13 protein-coding genes are annotated in these 22,267 nt (G+C 36.7%); 3 read left to right on the top strand and 10 right to left on the bottom strand.

Features of this window, described 5'->3' with window-relative positions; all coding sequences use genetic code 11:
• Nucleotides 1-539 precede the first annotated feature (539 nt).
• Nucleotides 540-1,430, bottom strand: a complete 891-nt coding sequence (locus SLH48_RS10105; protein WP_320258043.1) for a GNAT family N-acetyltransferase — start codon at nt 1,428-1,430, stop codon at nt 540-542.
• A 961-nt stretch (nt 1,431-2,391) separates the two neighbouring features.
• Nucleotides 2,392-2,967: a hypothetical protein gene (locus SLH48_RS10100; RefSeq protein ID WP_320258042.1), complete on the bottom strand. Its 576-nt coding sequence runs from the start codon at nt 2,965-2,967 to the stop codon at nt 2,392-2,394.
• Nucleotides 2,968-3,197: 230 nt separating this feature from the next.
• Here SLH48_RS10100 and SLH48_RS10095 point away from each other — a divergent pair, with 230 nt between their 5' ends.
• Nucleotides 3,198-3,605, top strand: coding sequence for a hotdog fold thioesterase (locus SLH48_RS10095; protein WP_214480784.1), 408 nt, complete (start codon nt 3,198-3,200; stop codon nt 3,603-3,605).
• A 104-nt stretch (nt 3,606-3,709) separates the two neighbouring features.
• Here SLH48_RS10095 and SLH48_RS10090 read toward each other — a convergent pair whose 3' ends face one another.
• The 5 genes from SLH48_RS10090 to SLH48_RS10070 all read right to left on the bottom strand — a co-directional run bounded on the left by SLH48_RS10090 (nt 3,710) and on the right by SLH48_RS10070 (nt 12,615).
• The gene (locus SLH48_RS10090) at nt 3,710-5,767 is read right to left on the bottom strand and encodes a M4 family metallopeptidase (RefSeq protein ID WP_320258041.1); all 2,058 of its coding nucleotides are present in this window, start codon (nt 5,765-5,767) and stop codon (nt 3,710-3,712) included.
• Between the two features lie 992 nt (nt 5,768-6,759).
• Nucleotides 6,760-9,324: a M4 family metallopeptidase gene (locus SLH48_RS10085; RefSeq protein WP_320258040.1), complete on the bottom strand. Its 2,565-nt coding sequence runs from the start codon at nt 9,322-9,324 to the stop codon at nt 6,760-6,762.
• An 864-nt stretch (nt 9,325-10,188) separates the two neighbouring features.
• The gene (locus tag SLH48_RS10080) at nt 10,189-10,395 is read right to left on the bottom strand and encodes a hypothetical protein (protein ID WP_320258039.1); all 207 of its coding nucleotides are present in this window, start codon (nt 10,393-10,395) and stop codon (nt 10,189-10,191) included.
• Between the two features lie 368 nt (nt 10,396-10,763).
• Entirely contained in the window at nt 10,764-11,378 is a 615-nt protein-coding gene (locus tag SLH48_RS10075; protein ID WP_320258038.1) for a TetR family transcriptional regulator, read from the bottom strand.
• Nucleotides 11,335-12,615 (bottom strand): MFS transporter, encoded by a 1,281-nt coding sequence (locus SLH48_RS10070; RefSeq protein ID WP_320258037.1) that lies wholly within the window; start codon nt 12,613-12,615, stop codon nt 11,335-11,337. Before SLH48_RS10070 ends, SLH48_RS10075 begins: the two co-directional genes overlap by 44 nt.
• A gap of 628 nt (nt 12,616-13,243) precedes the next feature.
• Between SLH48_RS10070 and SLH48_RS10065 the strand changes: the two genes are divergently transcribed.
• Nucleotides 13,244-13,498 carry a helix-turn-helix domain-containing protein gene (locus SLH48_RS10065; RefSeq protein WP_214480790.1) on the top strand — a complete coding sequence of 85 codons (255 nt, stop codon included), beginning with the start codon at nt 13,244-13,246 and terminating at the stop codon, nt 13,496-13,498.
• A gap of 77 nt (nt 13,499-13,575) precedes the next feature.
• Nucleotides 13,576-14,064: a competence protein ComK gene (locus SLH48_RS10060; RefSeq protein WP_320258036.1), complete on the top strand. Its 489-nt coding sequence runs from the start codon at nt 13,576-13,578 to the stop codon at nt 14,062-14,064.
• A 142-nt stretch (nt 14,065-14,206) separates the two neighbouring features.
• Here SLH48_RS10060 and SLH48_RS10055 read toward each other — a convergent pair whose 3' ends face one another.
• The 3 genes from SLH48_RS10055 to SLH48_RS10045 all read right to left on the bottom strand — a co-directional run bounded on the left by SLH48_RS10055 (nt 14,207) and on the right by SLH48_RS10045 (nt 21,918).
• Complete coding sequence (locus SLH48_RS10055; RefSeq protein ID WP_320258035.1) at nt 14,207-14,548, bottom strand: hypothetical protein; 342 nt, start codon at nt 14,546-14,548, stop codon at nt 14,207-14,209.
• A gap of 406 nt (nt 14,549-14,954) precedes the next feature.
• Nucleotides 14,955-17,453 carry an S-layer homology domain-containing protein gene (locus SLH48_RS10050; protein WP_320258034.1) on the bottom strand — a complete coding sequence of 833 codons (2,499 nt, stop codon included), beginning with the start codon at nt 17,451-17,453 and terminating at the stop codon, nt 14,955-14,957.
• An 88-nt stretch (nt 17,454-17,541) separates the two neighbouring features.
• Nucleotides 17,542-21,918 carry a S8 family serine peptidase gene (locus SLH48_RS10045; RefSeq protein WP_320258033.1) on the bottom strand — a complete coding sequence of 1,459 codons (4,377 nt, stop codon included), beginning with the start codon at nt 21,916-21,918 and terminating at the stop codon, nt 17,542-17,544.
• Nucleotides 21,919-22,267 lie beyond the last annotated feature (349 nt).

Here is a 22,267-nt window from a genome sequence, read left to right as displayed (position 1 = left end):
GTTGATTAAGCCATTGTTGTAGGGTACGAGTGGGTCTACACAAAACCTTATATGTTACTTAGAAGGTTTTTGTAATTACTGCATGTTTGCAAAAAAACACATGCCTAAAAATTGACCTCATGACATCATTTCTCTTATAAAACGATAGCGGTTGTGTAAACAACGAGCTTCTCTTCAAATGAAGAACAATCCAAGCATCATTTACGCAAACAACACTCCGTACACGTACGATAAGCTAAACATAAATCTTTTATTGCTACCTGATTTTTTTAGATGTTTACATATATTTTATTTGATAATTATGGAATAAATGTTGTGGAATGATGTGATGTTATGTGATAATAGCAAAAGAGGCTGGGACATAAGTGGAAAACTAACTGGTTTTTATACATTACGCAAAAATAAAACCGCACGAAATCAAGGTTTATAAATTTGATTTCGTGCGGTTTCTTCATTTTAATTGGGTTTTGTCCCAGCCTCTTTTTTACTTTTGCATATTAATTTTTTCTCTTACTAAGAGATAATCCACTTACTTCTACTTATTCTTCGAGCATAATTTTTTTCATATATACTTGTTCTACGCTCTTCTCAAATCCAGCCTCTTCAAGAAATGAGACTACCGGTTGATTTGTAGCTGCTAAATTGACTGTAATCCGCTTAAGTTTTTGATCGAACGGTGCAAATAATTGCGATAATAAATTTGCGGTAATTTGGTGTTGGTCATGTCTATGAGGTGCTGCTTCGCACTGATACAGCGCTGTAGTTACATGCACGCCTTCATCATTAAAAATACGCTTAAATAACGCATAGCCTATACTTTCACCAGTTTGATCATCGACCGCAATGAATGCTTCTCCATCCCTCACGCTCTTAAACTGCGTTTGCCAGCAATACATACTTTTATAAAATGACAGGTTTTGAACTGCTGGTGGAACAGTTTTAATAAAGTTGTATGTAGCTAGGTGTTCTTCAAAAGGATTCGAGTCAAATGACCCTTCATGGGCGATAAATAGCAAATTATCTTCAATCTCATACCCAAGCTTTTTATACAAATGAATCGCTTTTTCATTTTCTTTAATCGCTTCTAATGTTGCGATTTCAACACCCTCTTCTTCATAGATTGCTAAGGTTGCTGCCATCATTTTCTTCCCTACACCTGTACCTCTATATTGTGGTGCAACACCAGTTCCACCGTTCCATGACACCTTTTTACCATTGATGTTTCTTATGCCATTTAAGACAATGCCGATAGGTTCCTTATTATCAAAAGCAATAATTGAATAGTTGGCAGACAAACCTTCCTGTGTAAGTCGATTCAAAAATGAATCAATAGTCATCTGTGCATCGGTAAAATACCCTGTAAACCCCTCATTCCAAGCAGTAACTGCATCCTGTACAGAACACTCAGTTAAACGTTTAATCGTTATCAATGTAGACACCCCTTTTATACCCTTACTCAAAAGCTTGTTTAAATACACATGCATTCAACTAAAGTTCGTGGTCAATGAACTACAACCTTCTTTCACTTCACATAAGGAACAATAGCTACAAAACTTACGAGAAGAGCCTATTAATTTTGTCTATCCCTTTACACTCAATCTATTAACGGTATGCCTTTAGTTTATAAATAATCCCCATATAATAACAAGTATATTTCCTTAGTAGCATAAAAAATTCAGCAATTTTTGATAACACATAAGTTAAGTAGTTCAGTAGTTAGAGGTGAAATAACGCTGCCGTACTAAATATTCGATGCAGCAATAAGCTGTAAAAAAACTAGACGTAATAGCATCGACCTTCTCTTTCTTGGACGAATCGTGACCACAGCAGCAAAGGAAAAAATCAAAAAAAGTGGCTCTACAAAAATTGCTACCAAAGCAAATGTATGTGACGTTAAGATCTATATTTCCATGTGAAAGAAGAGTTGAGTAAGGAGGTAATAAAAATGATGTTTAAACATAGCGTTGCAGAAATCGAAAACACTCTGACTTACTGTTTATCGGAATATTTATGGAGGAATTTCTTACAAAACATTTTTTCCTTCGATACTGACATCTCTCAATATATCGATTGATATAAACCAAATGACTGCACAAAAAAGTAGGATATATTCAGAATGATATCCTACTCCATTATATTGAGATATATGGTAAGGGAATCACAGTAATATCATCTGATCTACCAAACTTATAGCAAAATGAACAAGCATACCAACTCATACTCATAAGATATCATGTTATGGTAGATGATCATACAATCGCTTTTCAACATTTAACAAAAGAAAGTCCACGCAATCAATAAAGCGGGACCTTCCTTATAAGTAACATATTCACTTAAACTATGATGTTATCTTCTTTGCTCGAACGAGTTTGCTAATTGTATTTGTCTAATTTATTCAGCTATATTACTCTCTAGCTGGTCAGTGAATGCAGTGTACTCATCTAGCATTGTTGATAACGTACTAGTAATTGTAGCTTCATCATCATTTGCTACTGCATTGTCTAAAGATGCTTTCAGCTCTTCCATCTGCTGTCTATGCTCTTCGTGTAGCTGTTCATTATCTTCTTTTTGTGCAGACCTGTTTGCTATATATTCCTCACATAACTGCTTAATGGCCTCTTGCCCTTCTTCACGAGCTATTTCACCGTTCTTTATTTGATCTTTTATGAGTTGTTTTTCGTCTTCAAACTCCTGCTTTTGCACTTCAAGATTCTCTTGTAGCTTTTCTTTAGCTTCCTTGCGCGCTTCAATCGCAGCATTCCATGCGTCAAGCTGATCTGGAGTACGAGCTTCTACAATTGCCAGAATTTTTGTTGCCTTATCTTCATCTGAGATTTGGTTAATGCTTTCATTTTCTTGAATAATCGTTGATTGTTCACTTTCTACAGGCTCCTCTGCAAACACAGAAGCCGGGAGCATCATCCCTAGGACTAAGCTACCTGCAAGCAATTTCTTTTTGGTTAACATTACTAACACTCCTCTTTCATTAAAATGATTAAGACTCGATCGAGCAAATGATTTCATAACCTTTCATGCTGTCTGTCCTATACAAAATAAGGTTTCGATTATATTCTAGCAACCAAATATGCGACAATTGTTGTTAAAATATGTGAATTTATGTGATAAGAGAGTGAAAGAATTGGTAAATTTTAATAAGTTGTGTGACAATAAAAGAAAGAGCATAAGGGGGAGTATTCATGAGCAACGGATTAAATTTTGAACATTCGTTAGTCAGTCATCTCGGTATTGAAATAGTAGAAGTGAGTGAAGAGCGCACTGTCGCTACAATGCCTGTGGATGAACGAACGTGTCAGCCTTTTGGAATTTTACACGGTGGTGCTTCTGTAGCTCTAGCAGAAACCGTCGCAAGCTTCGGAGCTTTCAACCTCATTGATCAGGAAAAAGAAGGCTGTGTCGGTCTCGAGATTAATGCAAACCATATACGTGCCAAAAGAGGTGGTGTTGTGACCGCTATCGGTACACCGTTACACCGAGGAAAAAAAACACACGTATGGGAAATTAAAATTGTGGATGAACAGGACAAATTAATTTGTATTTCTAGATGTACGATGGCCATCGTTGAACTAGATAAAGTAAGCTTCTAATAGCGTTTTTTATAAAAAAGTCCCCCTCACATGTGAAAATATGAGGGGGGTGGCTTAGACATGTATGTTCAATATGGTTTACCAACCTATAACTTTATGCCATTTTATGGATAAGTAATAGTTAGTGTGTATGGGCTTGTACTAAATACACCATCATAACCGACGACTGCTACGTATAATTTTTCACCAGCAGATGCCGTATAAGTAAGTGATTCAGCAAGTGTGTTTACATTTTGTGATGCGGTTATTGTTTCTCCGCGACGATTTAATAAATATAGGTCGTAATCATCTGGTACATTTGTTAAATCTACAGTCACTTGACCTCTAGCTCCAGCTGTGAATGTATATACATCTAAATCATCTGCAGAAGAGATATAAGACGTATATATTTCTCCACTTTCTACAGCGTGTGCAGTGCTTAATGTATCATTTGGCTCAAAATTGTCACTAGAAGCTGCTTGTGTATCATCTATTCCTACAGCTGTAAAACCACTTTCTATTGCCTGATATTCAGTCCCATCTGCTCCGTATAAATCTTCGGCTGATTGCAATAAAGCATTTCGTGCATCAATAAATTGAGCTTGTGATGTTAAATGAGTTGTTAAAGCACGGTAATAGATATCGCCAGCTTTTTCAAGACCAATTGCAGATGCAATATTGTAAAATGCTTTATTCGGAATTCCACTATTCGTGTGAACCCCTCCAAAATCCCAATCAAGCGCGTTTTCATCGTTTTTCACGAGGAAATCGTCCATATGATCCGGTTGTCCATATAATGTCGGGTTTGCAACACTTCTTAATGCATCTCCCGCTATAGCAGGTGTATACACATCCTCACCTAACAGCCAGTCAGCTGCTCCGTCTTGTTCTGCTTCGACGAGTACACCGAACACGTCAGAAAATGATTCATTCAGTGCCCCAGATTCATATTCATATATGAGATTAGCGGACGTGTCCGTAACCGCATGTGTAAGCTCATGTGCAACAACGTCTAATGAGCCGGATAATGATGTAAATAGTGACCCATCACCGTCACCATACGCCATTTGTGTTCCAGTCCAAGCAGCATTGTTATAGTTCGTGCCAACGTGTACACTAGAAATAATATTGCCACCTTGATTATCATAGCTGTCACGATTATGGTTATTTAAGAAATAATCATATACAACTCCAGCGTATACGTGAGCATCAACACCTGCACGTTGAGTAGCTGAATCAAAGACGTTATCATCATCCGTTACATATACACCAGGTTGCGGATTAACTCTTAACAACGGGCTAAAAGTATTTTCAGCATCATATGTTGCGATAACACCATTCATAGACTTCGAAGTATCGTATAAATAATACGTCCCGTCTTGTTCAAACGTGTTCACTATTTTCGTATCACCAAGCACGCCTGTTCCAGTCCCTACTTCAGCAGCATGTTCAATTCTATTAAATGATCGTAGTACTTCTCCTTTTTTTGCATCAATATAAAAGAATTCACGACCAATGTATGGTGCATGGAATTGCAATTCAACAATATAAACTGGCATCCATTTATTTTCATGCTTATAAAGATAAAGGTCAGAAGCTGGGTCTTTCGTATACGTGTCTGCTTCTGGTGTAAAAGCTAAGTTGCTTTCAGCGACCTGAATTGCATCCTCTGCGGATAGCTTCACAAAATTACGCCATTTCTTCTGTTCAAGCTTTGGCTCTACTTGACCAATCATGGAAGTGATGATACCATCACCGTCAACTTGAATAAGCATCTCTGAGCCATAAACTGGAATATCATCAACAGTCAGCTGTGTACGATATTGCGTCATACCTAGATCATCTGTAACTGCTTGCTTAATCGTAAAATCTCCAGCTTCTAAATCAAATACCTGTCTATTCTCATCAAGGAATGTTAGCACATCAACATTTTGTTCTGATAGTTGACCTGAAACATAGCGCGGAATACCCTTTTTCTCATCCCAAGAAACCCGGAATTTTCCGTTAGATTTTTCTTTCATTTTCTCTAACTTCTCTAGCTGTTTAATTTTTTTGTCGGTTTTCTTTGTTGATTTTTCTTTATGTGATTTTGCATCAACAGTAGTATCTGTAGTTGGAACCAATATAGTTCCCAATGCTAAAGAAGCTGCTAGAACGGTCGAAACAACTTTTCTCTTTTTCATAGATTTCTCCCTCTCTGTATATATTTCTCTCTATATGCGCTGTAAAATCCTAGAGTATATATGTGATTACTAGGTTATTAGACGATGGCTATTTATGCCTCAATATTTGAAGCAGGAAACAAATCCATATACACTAATTCCCTTTATCACCATACTACTCAATTACACTGAATGAGTTGAAGCTGATTAAATTAGTTCTAGTTAACTAGTAAAATGTGTTACACCTAATACGGAACGTCTACGTGTATACAAACATTCACATTATATAAATAGGCCCCGGGATATATATATTATCACAATAATATACATGACAAAAAATCTGATAATTTGTCATGATTCGTCAAAATATGCACATTTTATAAGGATTTCTCTATTTATCTTACTATTTTGATTATTTATATAAATATATTTATAGTTATATTTATAAATTAATATGGTATTTTTACTCATTAGATAGGCTGACTACGTCACTCTGTATGCGCATTAATTGTTGTTTTTCAAGTTGAGTCTGTAACATCTTTACTTCATTAAAATGATAACTATCAAATAGCTACTACTTTCTATTCAAATATGACATAAATAGCTCCAATGTATACATAAGGCTGTTGTGTCTCATCAAATGTTAATTATCATGCTAAGAATTATTTATTACGCATTACACCTGTATTCATGGCACCTTTTCTTCAATAATAATTACCACCTCATACTTTTATTAGCTTAACAATAGCTACATCCTTTATCAGTGATCGTCGCAGTGGCATTAGAAAATAACCTTTTTAATAGGTTTTACAGTGCTGTATAGGCAGAGAATGATATAAAACTGTACATTAAATGTTTTATTCAATAAACATAGTATCAAAGCTAAAAAAACCCTTTACGTAAAAAACCTACAAGTACGTTACGTACTTGTAGGTCTGAGTAAACGGCTTACCAACCGCCAATTTATTCAAATTGTCATTATCAGCTAGGGTATATGCATATTCTAGCTAACCTTAGTTTCCTCCGTTATCTTCCTCTTCGCTACCTTCTTCGTTGCCACTTTCCTCCCCTTCACTTACTTCTTCTTTTTCCTCACGTTCTGGAGCAACGTAAGCTTCTGGATCAGGCTTATCTGCTTCTTCTATTTCATCATAAAATGCTTCTGTTGCCTCTTGGTCAAAGCCTTGTACGAGTGGTGTATCGCTGAAATAACCAACTTGATCAATTGTATAGCCGTACGCCGTAATACTGAAATCTGTATCTAATGTCGCATTAATTTCATCACCATCAACTACAACCCAAAATGCATCTTGTGCACCATCATACGATGCTACAGTTGCACCACTTCCGTCTGTAATATGAACAAAATCATATCTTGCCTCTGTTTCAAATGCTGAGAAATGGATGGCTACTTGTTCAGCACCCGCTTTTTGATACGTAAATGTATCAGTAAAATTGTTTGAATATGGGTGTGGTGTATCGTAGCTTGCATTCTCATAGAACCATTCACCTTCTGTCGTTGTTTCCCCCGGGAACGATGCCGTTAAGGAATATGGACTTGAACTATTCGCTCCGTTGTAACCAATGACTTTTACATAGAATGTATCTGCACTAGATGCAGAGAAAGTAATTGATTCATCAGACGTTCTGGCATTTTCAGATTTATCCAAAGTCGAGCCATTTTCATCTAGCAAGAATAGGTCATAATCCTGTGGAACATTCGTTAAGTCAACAGTGATTTCTCCTGCTCCCCCAGTTGTGAACGTATAGAAATCTTCGTCATTTGAAGAAGAAATGTAAGAAGTGTATGTGTCACCACTTGTTATACTGTGAGCCTCACTTAATGAATCATTTGGCTCAAACGTATCATTAGTGATGGGACCACCACCGCCGATTCCAACTGCTGAAAAGCCATCAGCAACTGCGTTATATTCTGTACCATCTTCACCGAATAAGTCAGCAGCTGATTGTAACAATGCGTTACGCGCATCGATAAACTGGGATTGTGACGTTAAGTATTGTGTTAATGCACGGTAATAAATATCTCCTGACTTATCAAGCCCTATCGTTGTCCCGATATTATAGAAGGCTTTATTAGGGATACCACTATTAATGTGAACACCGCCCCAGTCACCTTCACGAGTATTTGGTAAAACGACGAAATCATCATAATGATCAGGCTGATTGTATTGAGTAGGATTTGAAACACTTCTTAACGCATCACCACTAATTCTTGGCGTGTATACATCTTCACCTAATAACCAATCTACTGAACCTTCATAACCAGCTTCGACAATAATACCAAACACGTCAGAGAATGATTCATTTAAAGCACCAGGCTCAAACTCGTATACTAAATCAGCTGAAAAATCAGTAACTGCGTGTGTTAACTCATGGGCAACAACATCTAATGACCCTGACAGTGCTGTAAATGTTGTACCGTCTCCATCACCGTAAACCATTTGAGTACCAACCCATGCAGCATTATTCCAAGGTCTATTTAATGCATCAGGGTCACGAACGTGAACGCTTGAAATGACATCACTGCCACGATTGTCATAGCTATTGCGGTTATGCACATCCTTAAAATAATCATAAACGACACCCGCATAATAGTGTGCATCTACTGCTGCTTTATGACGAGAGGAATTGAAGTTGTTATCACTATCGGACACAAGCGTTCCAGTTGCCCATTGATCCCCAGCATCAAACGTTTCAATTTTGCCACTTGCCTTCGTACGATCAGATAAATAGTACGTCCCACCTTGCTCATACGTATTAATCGTTTTCGTATCACCTAATACTCCAGTACCAGTTCCAACCGTTTCTGCATGTTGAAGCTGGTTAAACGACCTCAAAACTTCACCTTTCTTTGCATCAATAAAGAAAAATTCACGTCCAAAATACGGCTCTAGGAATTGCAATTCAACGACATAAACAGGCATCCATTTGTTTTCATGCTTATATACATACAGGTCAGAAGCTGGTTCAGTCGTATACGTATCTGCATCAGGTGTAAAGCTTAAGCTTGCTTCAGCTACCTCAATCGCATCCTTTTGTGAAAGCTTAACAGACTTACTCCATTTTTTCTTCTCAAGCTTTGGTTCTACCTGCCCATTCATAGATGTAACGACGCCATTAGCATCAGTATGAACGAGAAGCTCTGCCCCATATACTGGAATTCCGTCAACAGTAAGCTGTGTACGATAATGAGACATCCCTAACTCATCTGTTTCAACCTTATTAATATTAAACTCTCCACCTTCAATATTAAATAAATCCTTATTCTCTTCAAGGAAAGTGGAAATATTGGTATTTTCATCTGATAGTTTACCAGAAACGTGGCGTGGAACCCCCTTCTTTTCATCCCATGACACTTTAAATTTTCCATTTTTCTTTGTTGTTTTTTCACGTAGTTTATCTAGCTTCTTCTGCTGCTTCGTCTTCTCCTTCTGTTCTTTAGACACTTTTTCTGATTTTACCTCCACTGATGCAGTTCCTGTTGTTGGAACTAATAGTGTACTTAAAGCTAATCCTGTTGCTAGTGCTGATGAAACAATTTTTTGGTTCTTTTTCATTTTTCTCCTCTTTTCTCTTTTTATTAGTGAGCCCCTTCAAAGGATTTTACAAAGTATTCAAATGTGAAAAATAAGAATAACAGCTGCAATAATGTTTGGAATTTCGAAAATGTATAAATACCTACATTATCAGCCCACATGTAAACTTTACAAAATTCAAAATATTTGTTCAATACATTTTGCCATAATTGAATAATTCCTCCTACAAAGACATTTTTCGACAAATTTCTACATTATTTTTATAGTCATTTAGTTTGATACTAGATATATAAATGACATAATAATTACTAATTTTAGTAACATAAACTATGGTGGTTAACCCATTCTACCTTTGTATATCAATGCACATTTCTCTCATTTTTAGCATTGCGGCATTAACACACAAAAGCATGAAAGTAGTTTCACAAAGCAAACAAAAAAAGAGCAATCGCCATAATTGCACTGCCCTCGTCAATGAACGACCTTATTAAAACTTTTTGTCGTTTCATGTAGAATTTCATCTATTTATGTAATATATCTATGGTGGTGGCAAAATGATGTTAACTCGTTTCTTAAATATTCACAAACTATTATTTCAACATAATGGATGTATGATAATAGACTTATGACCAGTGAAAAAGCACTACGCTTTTTTACGGTCTAAGAACATTTTTTTTAAAAAATTTTTAATAATGATACATTCGTTTCTACTCTGCCTTCAAAAATAACAACACTCTCTAATACTTTTGCCATTTCTGTATCAATTTCAATAACAAATGTTCTCGGTGTTGCATCACTCGTACAAGGACCCTACCTTGAGGATAAAGACTCTGTGATCGATTTCTTTGTTCCATACTTTTTATGTTGTATGGACAAGTGCCAGACTCAACAACTCCAATAAAAAAACAGCCTTCTTGTTAAGTCTACAATTGGGATTTCATCTTTATAGTTGAATAAATCCCATGCTTCTTCAAAGGCTGATTCATTCAAGACTTTGCTCACTAAGTAATCACTGTAAGGTGTTTCTTGTCTCTCAAATGCTATTTCATAAAAATTTGTTGGTAAAACCTTTTCACTTGCGATTACGTTCATGCCATCCTCTATATTATTATTGCAGCCAAATAATAATAACATTGTTATGCCAAGTATCAGTAAAGGTTTATAGTTTGTCGTCACATGAATTAGACATCAAGCATAAATAAAGGCTGATTTTGGAACTTAGAAAAAAACATCTATTAATCGTTGCATCTTTTCTTCAGTAGAAGGAAAGACTTCAGCTGCATAAATCCAATTTGCTGTTCGCAAAAAAGCCTACAGACTTTTAAAATGGAACATTTTATATATAAACAAGTAGAGCACACAAAAAAGAGCAGATGCCTATTCACATTGCTCTTAGCTTATCCATTTAGATCATTTTCTTCACGAATTTCTTTATTAGCAGCAAGAACATAACCGAGTAGCTAGTTCTGAACCCCTAATGCTTGCGTAAGGTACATTTTCAAGCCTTTAAATTGCTCAATAATATGTGCTCTTTCGTAGCCAACCATATGTGTATTTAAGTATAAGCCGTCTGTAATATTGCTAAGAAAGAGCACAATAGCCTCTAAAGGTTGTATTGGCTTAAACTCACCTGTGTCGACACCAATTTGTAAAAAGTCTTCTAAGACCTTCATATTTCTATCCACTCTTAACTGTAAAAATGGTCCTCTTTCCTTGTATCTTGAGCTCATAATAAAATACTCTGATTGAACTATGCCGAATTCGCTTTTAAGACTTTTTAAATTGCCCTCGAACTCATCTAAATAATAGCAAAGGGCTTGCCATATCGTTTCGTAGTCACTTGCAAGTTGATTAAAGTAAGCGCTAAATTTTTTATCTCTATCGTCCATAATGGCTTGAAACATTTCATCAGTGCTTGCAAAATATTTATATACTCCGCCGCGACTAAATTCCGTCTCATTAACGATATCAGTCATCGTCGTTGACCCAAATCCTTTTTCACAAAATACCTTTTCTGCTACGTCCAATATTTCACGACGTCGTTTCTCCTTGTAATCGTCCGTGACCTTTGGCAACTCGATCCCTTCTTTCTAAAAATCTTGTTATAATAAATGTCGCGATTCCTACAACTGTTAATAGGCTTCCTGACAGAAGAATTGCACTAACTACACCAAATGCTTCAGCTAACAGCCCACCCATAGCCATACCGATGAGTGCTGCAAACGTCGTCATACTATTAATCGTTCCGAACACTCTACCACTTAATTGTACAGGAGTCGCTTTTTGAGCGCCAACGTTAAATGAAATGATAATGATTCCTGCTGATGTACCCGCAATAAAAAATAAGATTGGAAAGATAATCATAATCATTGATGCCGGTAGATGAATGAGTAACGGAAGCACCGCAAAGCATAAGCCCAGAATAGTCGCACCTACTGCAATCGCAAAATTGATTGGTAACGACTTCTTTTTCCGCGTAAGGATTGCTGATACGATGAACATGCCCGCTCCACTTGCAGCCATACAATAGCCTAGTAGATCAATCGTATTGCCATCTATATCGCGAAATAAAATGACGAGCTGCGAATCTGCAATTTGTAGCACGAATAGTGACAGGCTTAGCACGATTAAGCCAAATAACAAACTCGGAAAACCTTTTAGAAATTGGAAACCTTCCTTCAGTTGACTTAAAAAAGCAACCTTTTGTTCAGCAGGCTTAGCTTCAACCTTCTCGTAAGTACTTCTTTTGATGCCGATAAGTAATAGTGCAGATACAATAAATGTTGCCGCATCAATATAAAATGCCCAGTAGATACCAGCCGTTGACACGAGAACACCACTGATCATCGGTCCAACAATTTTACTCCCATTATCAATCATGCCACTAATCCCCATCGCCTGCTGCATTTGTTCATCATCTACAATTTCCTTCAGCTTGCCGTTTTTCGCTGGTACAAATAAACTACTGAAAGCCCCTTTAATAAATAATAAAACATATACTTGCCAAAGACTTGTTACGAAGACGAAACCAATGACTACGAGACAGCGAACGATATCTGATAGTATCATCATTTTCTTGCGGTCAAAGCGATCTGCGAACACACCAGCTAATGGACCGAATAAGATCATCGGCAGCGCCATACTGAGCATAACACCAGCCATTTGTAATGGTGATACTTCCCACTTCAAACCGACTAATGCCATTAACGCAAGAATGTCTAACCAATCCCCAAAGCTTGATACGAGCTGGGACGCAATCAAATATACGTATTGCTTATTTTTTAACAAACTGTTTTGCTTTGTAGCTTCCATTGTTTAATTCCCCCTAAATATTTATTATAAAGTGACATCATCGTCACTAAGTGACAATCTTGTCATTTATTATAAGTGACACAATCGTCACTTTCAAGTGTTTTTTTCAATTATTTGTTATTTTTCGTACACAGGCAGGTTTTAAAACGCTGAAAATGGCTTTAAACGTTATTTTGATGCATGTTTACGAAAGAAGCGTTTCTATTTTTTTAAAGACTCTTTTTGTAAACTTTGTTAACTTCTTCACTTACATGTAAGTAGCTGATTTGTTTTATATGACTTTCATAGTCTTTAGAATAATAGTTATATTCGTGGTTAGCTTTTATTGCGATATGTAACAATTACTGCGAAAACAGCCTATATAAAGGCTTTATTCGTAAGCTTTGTTGCTATTGTTACTAAATTGGTACTATAAGAAGTGGTTTTTATCGTTTTACAGAAGCAAAGATGCCGTGAAAGCTAGTTTTGTACGTGTATGTTTCTTCATACAACAAACAACAAGCATTGTGAAAAACAACCTTTATTAAAAAGTTCTCTTTTTTCCTAGTTATTTACATTTAGAGTCTTATAGGACGTGTTCTCTCTCATTTTTCCATTTGATAATAGTCTTAAAAAAGGAGCGAAGCACTTGGAAGAACGAGAGAATTTCGGAAAAGCTGTAGGTAAGTATGTGAGATTAAGAAGATTTAGTAAGGAGTTAACGCTAGAGGATCTAGCAGAAATTACAGATCTTGATGATAAAAATCTAGGAAAAATAGAACGTGGAGAAAAAATCCCGACGACGTTTACTCTTTATAAGCTTCATAAAGGCCTAGACATGAGTGTTGACCGCCTCTTTGAACATGTAACAGCTGAACTTAAAGCGTTAAACGATAATAAGTAGAAAAGTCTCTATCTCCGCTTGATTAGACTCGCGTTTCCCCTACCGCTATTACCCTCAATAAAGGAGTGTCATTTCCTATGAAAAAAATATTACAAGAGTATGACATCAATCAAAGCACAATGATGCTATTACCCGCTACTCATTGTGACTATGACACCATTGTTTACGAGCAACAACAGCAATTGGCTATTGCTAAAACACCGTTACAGCTCGTCAAAGCTGCCTGCTTAGAAGGAGGAGCTACCTATGATGGAAGGCGGAAAGCTATGACACATCTAACTGGCTCAAAGCAGAAGGTTCCCATACCGATTCATCCCCAATATGATATCTTCGCTTTTCCTACGCAGTCCCCACATCGCTTTGAAAACAGCTGGATTTTCTATCACCATATAAAATCTATCAAACCTTATGAAGCCCCAACAAATACAAATATACAGTCAATTATTACCTTTACAAATGGCGAGCAGTTGCAAATGAAAGAGTCTCACTATATTGTTGAGAAACAAATACAGCGAACAGCGATGTGTATTATAACGTTAGCTAAGAAACTTCCTATAACCTTATGAATTGCTAAGCAACTATTCATTGCTAACCTCTCATATGTCGAACACAATAAAAAAACCTGTAGAGTTTCTCCACAGGATTCTGAAATAATAGACTATTCAGTTAATTATAAGTATGAGTTATACTTTATTTACCTTCAACTCGTTATGCTTCTAGCTTCTGTGTTTTTGATTTTCTCAAAATACCCATCAAGCCTGCTGGAATTAGAAATAGGGCAGGAACAACGCCGAATAAACTAATAGATATTAAAATTGCAACACCACTAAGTAACATGAGCCAACCGCCTAGTTTGGCTTTAAACTTCACAACGATGGCTCCTATTATTCCAAGTGCACTAAATAAGAAAGCACTTGCACCTAGACTGCTTATTTCACTAGATCCAGAAACTACTTCATCTACTGTTCCAACAAATAAAGCAATAAAGGCACCACCAAATCCTAGTAAACCACCAATAATCCCTAGAATCATTTCAGTTATTCTACTCATAATTAACCTCCTTTCATCCAACATAAGTATAATTTACCATAAATGTATAAATTAAGTGTCGAGTTTTTGTGATTTTTCTAAATTTTTTGTTATTACATGGGGATTTTCTACTAAATTAGTAGCATTTAGTTTCTCTTAATATGCAGAAATAAAATCATTAAACGCTGAATGAACATACCAGGTAGTTAGCTCAAGCATATATATTTGATAAGCGTTATGATAATTAGTTGAATGGTTCTAACTAAATACCTAATACTAAATTCAGAAACATCATTTATTACAATCGTAACAGCTGAGACTTTTATAGATAGATAATTAAAAATAATGCTAACAATTAGCACAAAAAGAGGAATAGCTTCTTGGTTTGAGCTATCCCTCACTTAAATACAACTTGTTTATTAGTTTTTTAAAACTCTCCTAATTTCGTTAGTAGATTATAAAGTAACACGGCAGCTTGAGCTCTTGTTGCGGAATCCTTTGGTGCGAATGTTCCGTCTTCTTTTCCTTTCAGTATTCCTAGTGTTGCAGCAATGGCAACGGAGTCTTTTGCATATGCCTCAATCATATGAGCATCAGTAAAAGTTAGCTCAGTTGATACACCTTCTAATAAAGCAGGTTGCTTATAATTTACTGCGCGAATAATCATTGTAGCCATTTGTTCACGAGTAATATTTTCATTTGGCCCGTATGTTCCATCAGCACGACCTGTAACAATTCCTGCTCGCTGCGCGGCTTCAATTTCAAGCGCACTCCACGTTAAACTTTCAGGAATATCTGAAAAAGTTCCCTTATACTCTTCCGTAGGAATATTTAATGCTCGGACAATTAATACAGCAAATTGAGCTCTTGTAAGATTATCTCCTGGGGCATACTCATTTGTAGATTTTCCTTTAATAATTGCTCTTGAAGCTAATACCTCAATTTGATCTTTCGCCCAATCCCATCCTACAATATCAGCAAACGTTTTATCATTTGTTATCGCAGCATACTTTGAAAGATGCATCGTATAAAATACGACTAAATCATCTTTCACTTTACCACCAACATATTTCCACTCATTATTTTTTTCATTTAAGTAATAACCCGCTACTTTTCTTGTATCTTCGACAAGTGATCGATCAAACTGTATGCTTACCTCAATAGGTTCGTTAAATTCTGTTATTGATATTTGCTTATCATTAACGACAGAATGAATAGTAATATCAAACACATCTGAAACAATGATTTGTCCTTCTACTACCTCTGGTGCTGTAATATTAGCAGCCTGTCCTATTTTGACTGAGAACAGAACATCCTCACCTGCGATTTCGGTAAGCCCTTTAATCGTTTCTGGTGATAACTTTATCGTTGTTTTGCCAGTATTAATGACTAATGATTTGCTATTTTTCACAATTTCGTTCAGTATTGTTTTCTTAATTTCAGCACTTACCGTAGTTGCATTTTCAGCACCTGAAGCTTCAATGTCAATTTCAACGTCTTTTTTCGTCTCATCATTAAGATCATCAATAATATCTGATTCTTCTATGACTACCTTTAGCTCTCCTTCAACCACTTCACTTTCTCCATCATCTTTCGTAGGATCTCCTGGTTTTGGTATCCCGCCACCACTTCCAGATCCCGGTGTTGGTTCAGGGTCACCTTTCTCAACAATAAATGAGGTCGTTTCTTTTATCCCAACTGAAGTGACTTCAACACTATACGTTCCTAAAGTTTGATCAGCTCCTAAAGACCAAGTTGAGCTATATGTTCCTTCATTATTCGTTTTCGCCTGATCAGTATAGATGATCGCCCCTGTTGAATCCATCACTTTAATCGTTACAGTAATTTGTTTCGCAGCACTTCCATCTTTTTTTACTTTTCCAAAAATAGAAACACTACTACCTTGATCATACTTAGTTTTATTTGTTGATACTGTCACTTCTTTTAAAGGAACCTCATCCACTTCTTCTACAACAAAGGTAGCTGTATCAGTTACATCAACCGCAGTAACACTTACTTCATATTCACCTTCTGCAGCATTACCCTGAAGTCTATATGTATCAGTGAAGGTCCCTGTAGCATTTGTTAATTCTTGGCCTAATGATTCTATAACTGTTCCATTCTTCTTAACAGTAATCGTAACAGGTATTTGTACAGCTGGCTCTCCATCTTTTCTAACCGTACCAGAAATCACAACAGCTTCTCCTGGATGGTATGTATGTGAGTCAGTTCCAACTGATACAACGACTACTTCTTCGACAGGTATTTCTTCTTCTATGACTTCAAAGCTTGTTGTTGCTAAAGCTTCTCCTATCTCCACAGTTACTTCATGGTCACCCAATTCCGTAGCATCGAAGCTAAAGGCGAAATGACCATTATCATCTGTTGAAGCCACTTCACTATATACTTCATTGCTGTCTTCAATCGTTATCGTTACTTCTGCTGCTTGAACCGGTACGTCATCCACTGTTACCACACCATATATTTCAACCATATCACCTATGAAATAAGTTGATTCATCTGTTTCAACTGTAATTTCTTGTTCTTCTTCAACAGGCTCTTCTCCTGGTGGTTCTTCTCCTGGCGGCTCTTCTCCTGGTGGCTCTTCTCCTGGTGGTTCTTCTCCTGGTGGTTCTTCTCCTGGTGGTTCTTCTCCTGGCGGTTCTTCTCCTGGCGGCTCATCTCCTGGTGGTTCTTCTCCTGGTGGTTCTTCTCCTGGTGGTTCTTCTCCTGGTGGCTCTTCTTCATTCGTTAGAGAAGGGCCTTTATTTAATAACATTCCACTTATTTCAACATTTTCTTCTTGTGTATAAGCCTTTTTGCCAGCTTCAGCATTTAAGTTGCTCGGACCTTCAGCAAAAGCCGGTAAGACACTCCCGAAAATCATCAATGTAATAACAAATATATTAAGAAGAATCTTCTTCAACATTTTCACTCCTCATTTTGTTGAGTAAAAAGTATGAGAGAAAGGGCAGCAAAAAATCTCCCCTTCTCCCTAACATTCTACAAAAATATTATTCTACAGTGAATGTTGCAATACCTTTACTTGCTTCAGATAGAGCAGATGGACTATTCCAATCATCCCATACAAAGACATCGATTGAATAAGTCCCTTTATCTAAGTTACTAAGCTGTAATTCTGATCCAAATCCATTGCTAGCACCATCGATTAACTGATCGATCGTGAAGAATGAAAGATCAACAACAACATCTTGATCATCCTTCACTTGAATAATCACTAGCGGACTCTCAGCATTAGGGCCTAAGTTTTCAATATTTGCCTTAATTCTCACTTTACCACTTTGTGTAAATGTCGTAGCTGCCTCTCCAGCTTCATTTAGGACATCTACCGATTTAATTTTAATCGGGTAATTATACACTTCAAAGGTATCTGTAATTTCATTGACCTGTTGGTCGTTTATAGAACCTGTAACAACGACTTCGTAAAGTCCGTTAACCGTAAACTCGTCTGGGACAAAGGTAGTTGTATATGTCGTTCCAGCATCTGCAGGAAGCGCTATTTCTGCACCAGTAGGATCAATCAATTTTACATCCCAACTAATTGATTCTGTGGAGCTTGCTGCTATTGTTACAGGACGATGTGTACTTACATTGTTCTTAGGATCAATTGATAATTCTTCGATTTGAGCATCAGGTGGATTTTCACCTTTATAAATTGAAACAGTTTTTGTTGTAACATTTCCAGCAACGTCTACCGCTTCAAAGGCAAATGTATTATGTCCTTCGACTAAATTTAATTCATAATCCTCCACCATAGTTATAGGTTGCATGTAAGTTTCTTCAAACGGGTCATAAAATTCTTCACTTTCATTAAAGTAAAAACGTAGCTGATCAAAATTTTCAGTAACAGAAACTGTCACTACAGGGTCTGCTCCTTCCAAATCTACATATCCATCCTCAGGTAAGCCAGAAACATCAATGATTGGTGCTGAAGTATCAACTAGAACCTCACGTAAAAAGTCAATTTCATTTCCAGCAGTATCTTCACCCGCTATCCGGATTTCATGAATTCCATCTTCCTTAAAGGAGATTGGGGTATTAAAATCATAGTAGCTTTGTTCTTCGTTCCATTGCAATTGAATGGATACTGGTGATCCGACAACAGCATCTCCTGTTAAAGTTAAGTCAAATACTTCAGAAGCATCTGTCACATATCCTGATACAACCATATCTAAGGATGTGTAAAAATTATTATATACGTAAGAACCAGGTGATGTTGCAACAATTCCAGGGACTGTTTCGTCTCCCGCACCAAAGAGCGTCTTAATAGCAGCATTTCCTGCATAATCTATTGCTACTACATCTATAGTTGCTCCTTCTTCTGGAGCTGTGTCAAACACATATTCCATACCGTCCTCAGAATATGGAATGATAATTGCTTCTCCACCGTCTACTATAACACCATAATAGTGAATACCAATTCCACTATCTTCACCTTCTACTACTAGATTCAAAGTTTCCTCATCGTATTCTACACTCGTAATTTCAGGTGAGATTGTATCAACAAAGATAGGTATTTGAGTGAGTTGTTCCTCTTCTCCAGCATAGTCTATCTGAGTTTTTATTTGATAATAGTATAAACCATCTGGAACTCGCTCAAGGTTAGCGTATCCATCCCAGCTAGTTGTGGGATCGAAAATAAAGAATGGTTCGTTTCCATTATTATAGTAGTGCTTTCTAAAATTATTATCTGTCCTTATTGTTCTCAATTTCTCCATTTCAGCATTAAGAACACTAAATTCTATAACACTCGTATTTCTTAAAAGAGATACAACTGGCGTTACAGTATCATGTACACCATCTGAGTTAGGTGAAAAGGCAATTTTTTCCTTCATATACGAATTAGTAGCAAAATCGAACCCAAGGAAATCATCTCCCCCATATAAGCCAGTGATGTCATAAAATGTTTCCTCACCATCATAAATAGTACCATCGACAATCGGAGCTGCATTCCAATCACCATGGAAACCGACATAAGGAACCGTTAATTCAGGATATAATTGATCATCTTCGTTATTAAGATTATTTGTAAATGTAACAAACCCTTCAACAAAGTAGCCATTTTCCATTAGCTCACTCAAGTAAGCGTCAGCCTCGGATACATCAATAGTAACGTGAATGTCCGCGCTATCGTTAGCTGGAATTGTAACGGACTCTTCACTTATGGTAATATGAGCATCATCAATATTTTGTGCCGTTAATACATTATATTGCTGTCCTTCAGCATCACTAAGAACTAAATCAGTTAATGCATTTGCCGTAACTTCATATGTCACGTCACTATCGCTATAGTTAGTAGCCGTTAATGTAAACTTAATCATATCGCCTACTTCTTGCATAGCTACTTTAGCTTCATTACTATTTTTTTCTGTAACAACTACTGGAGTATTCATGGCATTAAGAAGCTGCATTAACCCAGCACCTTGACGACGTGGTGAATAGACCGTAGAGCCCTCAGGATCTTCGACTGGTGTAGCAGTATTCATGAGAATATTTTTTGCCATGTTGACTTTATCAGCGTTTTCTAGATCAAATTCTTCTTCAACACGTTGCAGAACAAGAGCCGATCCTCCAGAAACATGTGGAGCTGCCATTGAGGTACCACTCTTCACACCATACTCGTCAGCATTCAAAGTAGAGTAGATCATGCCACCTGGAGCTGTAATTTCTGGTTTAAAGTCCAAGTTAGGTGTCAAACCCCAAGAAGAAAAGTCTGACATGTAACCAGCTTGTGTATTTGGTACATCTACAAGCTCACCAGTAAAAGTAACTAGCATTGACCCACCAGCATTTAATATTTTCTCTTCCAACATATTTCCATCAGCAATACTTAAAGAAGCCATTGGAATTGTTGGATTTTCAAGTGACATGTTAACATAGTCACCATGAGCTTCCTTACCACGAACAATTACTCCAGCAGCCCCAGCTGCTTCTGCTTGAGCTTGAATTTGTGCATAGAAGAAGTCTCCAGTTCTTACTACAAAAACCACTTTACCAGTAACATCTTTACCTTCATATTTATCTTTTTGTCCATCTTCAACATAAACCGCTTCTATTTCGGAGTTACCAAATGGTGGTGTATCCTGTGCTTGATATCCGATAGATAGCTCTTCATCCCCTACTGTTACAGCAATTTCACCAAGCTTTATATGAGAATTTTCAAGGGATGCAACCTGGAGTGATTCATAAGATAAACCAGGAGATCCTACTACACCGATATCTGGGTTAGAAGCATATGGTGGATAATCCCATCCTACGCCCAAATAAGCTGAGTTTCCTCCTGATATCGACATCATTACACCGTTGTCCACAGCTCGTTTAATTGCTTGTTGTTCAGGCGAAGTTGAATCAACAAATCCAGCTGTAGCACCTAAACTCATATTTAATACATCTGCACCTAAAGCGATAGCATCATCAATAGCTTTAATATAAATATCACCATACGTTGATTCCATCTCTACGTCATTACCAAATACTTTTAATGCTAATAATTGTGCTTCAGGAGCTATTCCTTTAATACCACCATTAGCTTCATCACCATTTGCACCTACTGTACCCGCCACATGCATACCATGCATTGTCGTGCCCGGTCCTAAGTCACGGATTTCATCATTTTTATCAATATAGTTATAACCATAAGGCACTTTTGCTGTGAAGTATTTACCAGGTAATTGCTTCTCACCACTTCTCAGTTCCTCTACTTCTGCTTCAGTGATTTCCCCAGTACTATCATCAGTTAAAATCATGTCTCTGTGCCACGGGTCGATACCAGAATCGATAATACCTACAACCATGCCCTCACCTTTATAACCATGTACAGACTCCCATACTTTTGCAGCTTGTACGATATCACCGCTACTATTCATTTCAGGCTCGGGACGCTCATATTTAGTCGCGATATGTACACTAGCTACGCTAGATAAGCTTTCTAAATCTTCAATATCACCAAATTTCATCTTTCCACTTATCCCATTAACAACAACGGAAAATTGATTCTCAACATCCAGCTCAATTCTTTTCTTTTGTAATTGTGATAAAAGGTCTGTTTGTTCTTCAGCAATGTCCTCATTAAGCTCTACCTTCTTCGTTTGAGTTAGATCCTTATATCTTATACCTTTATTTTGTGCGAATATTATTGCAGGATCTCCCTCTAGTTCAACAATCACTCGAACTTCATCCTCATCTTCAAATCCAGAGTTCGCTTGAATATCAACTTTATTTCCCTTAACTTGTGAAGTAAGATCTAGTAGATTTGAAGATTCAGTTGTAGCAAAAGTTGTTTTCCCGAAACCAGGCTGCGAGATTGCTAGCAATAGAATCAACATGAAAATAACACTTTTCTTTACTTGATTAACACTTTTACGAACCATTCAACTATTACCCCTCTCTCTTAATCTTTTAAAAAAACATTATTCCCTCCCTAATAGAAAAATTTGTTAAAGCGATTTAATTTTAGTGGAAAATTTTATAATAATCAATAAATTCTCTGAAAATTGTCATTATTCAACAATTTATTTTTTTACAATACAAATCCTTCTATATTTATACAATATCGAAAAAAATTATAGAAATTGTCTAAACTTGACCATATCATACGATGATAATGACGACATAAACATAATCACATTCACAAATTCATTCTCAAGAGATTAATAATGCTTTTTTGAAATACTAAATAAAAGGACATGGATTTTATATTCTTAGAAGAAGAAATCACAA

The sequence above is a fragment of the Cytobacillus sp. IB215316 genome, assembly GCF_033963865.1.
GTDB lineage: Bacteria > Bacillota > Bacilli > Bacillales > SM2101 > Nanhaiella > Nanhaiella sioensis.
This window is presented reverse-complemented; position numbering and strand designations above follow the sequence as displayed.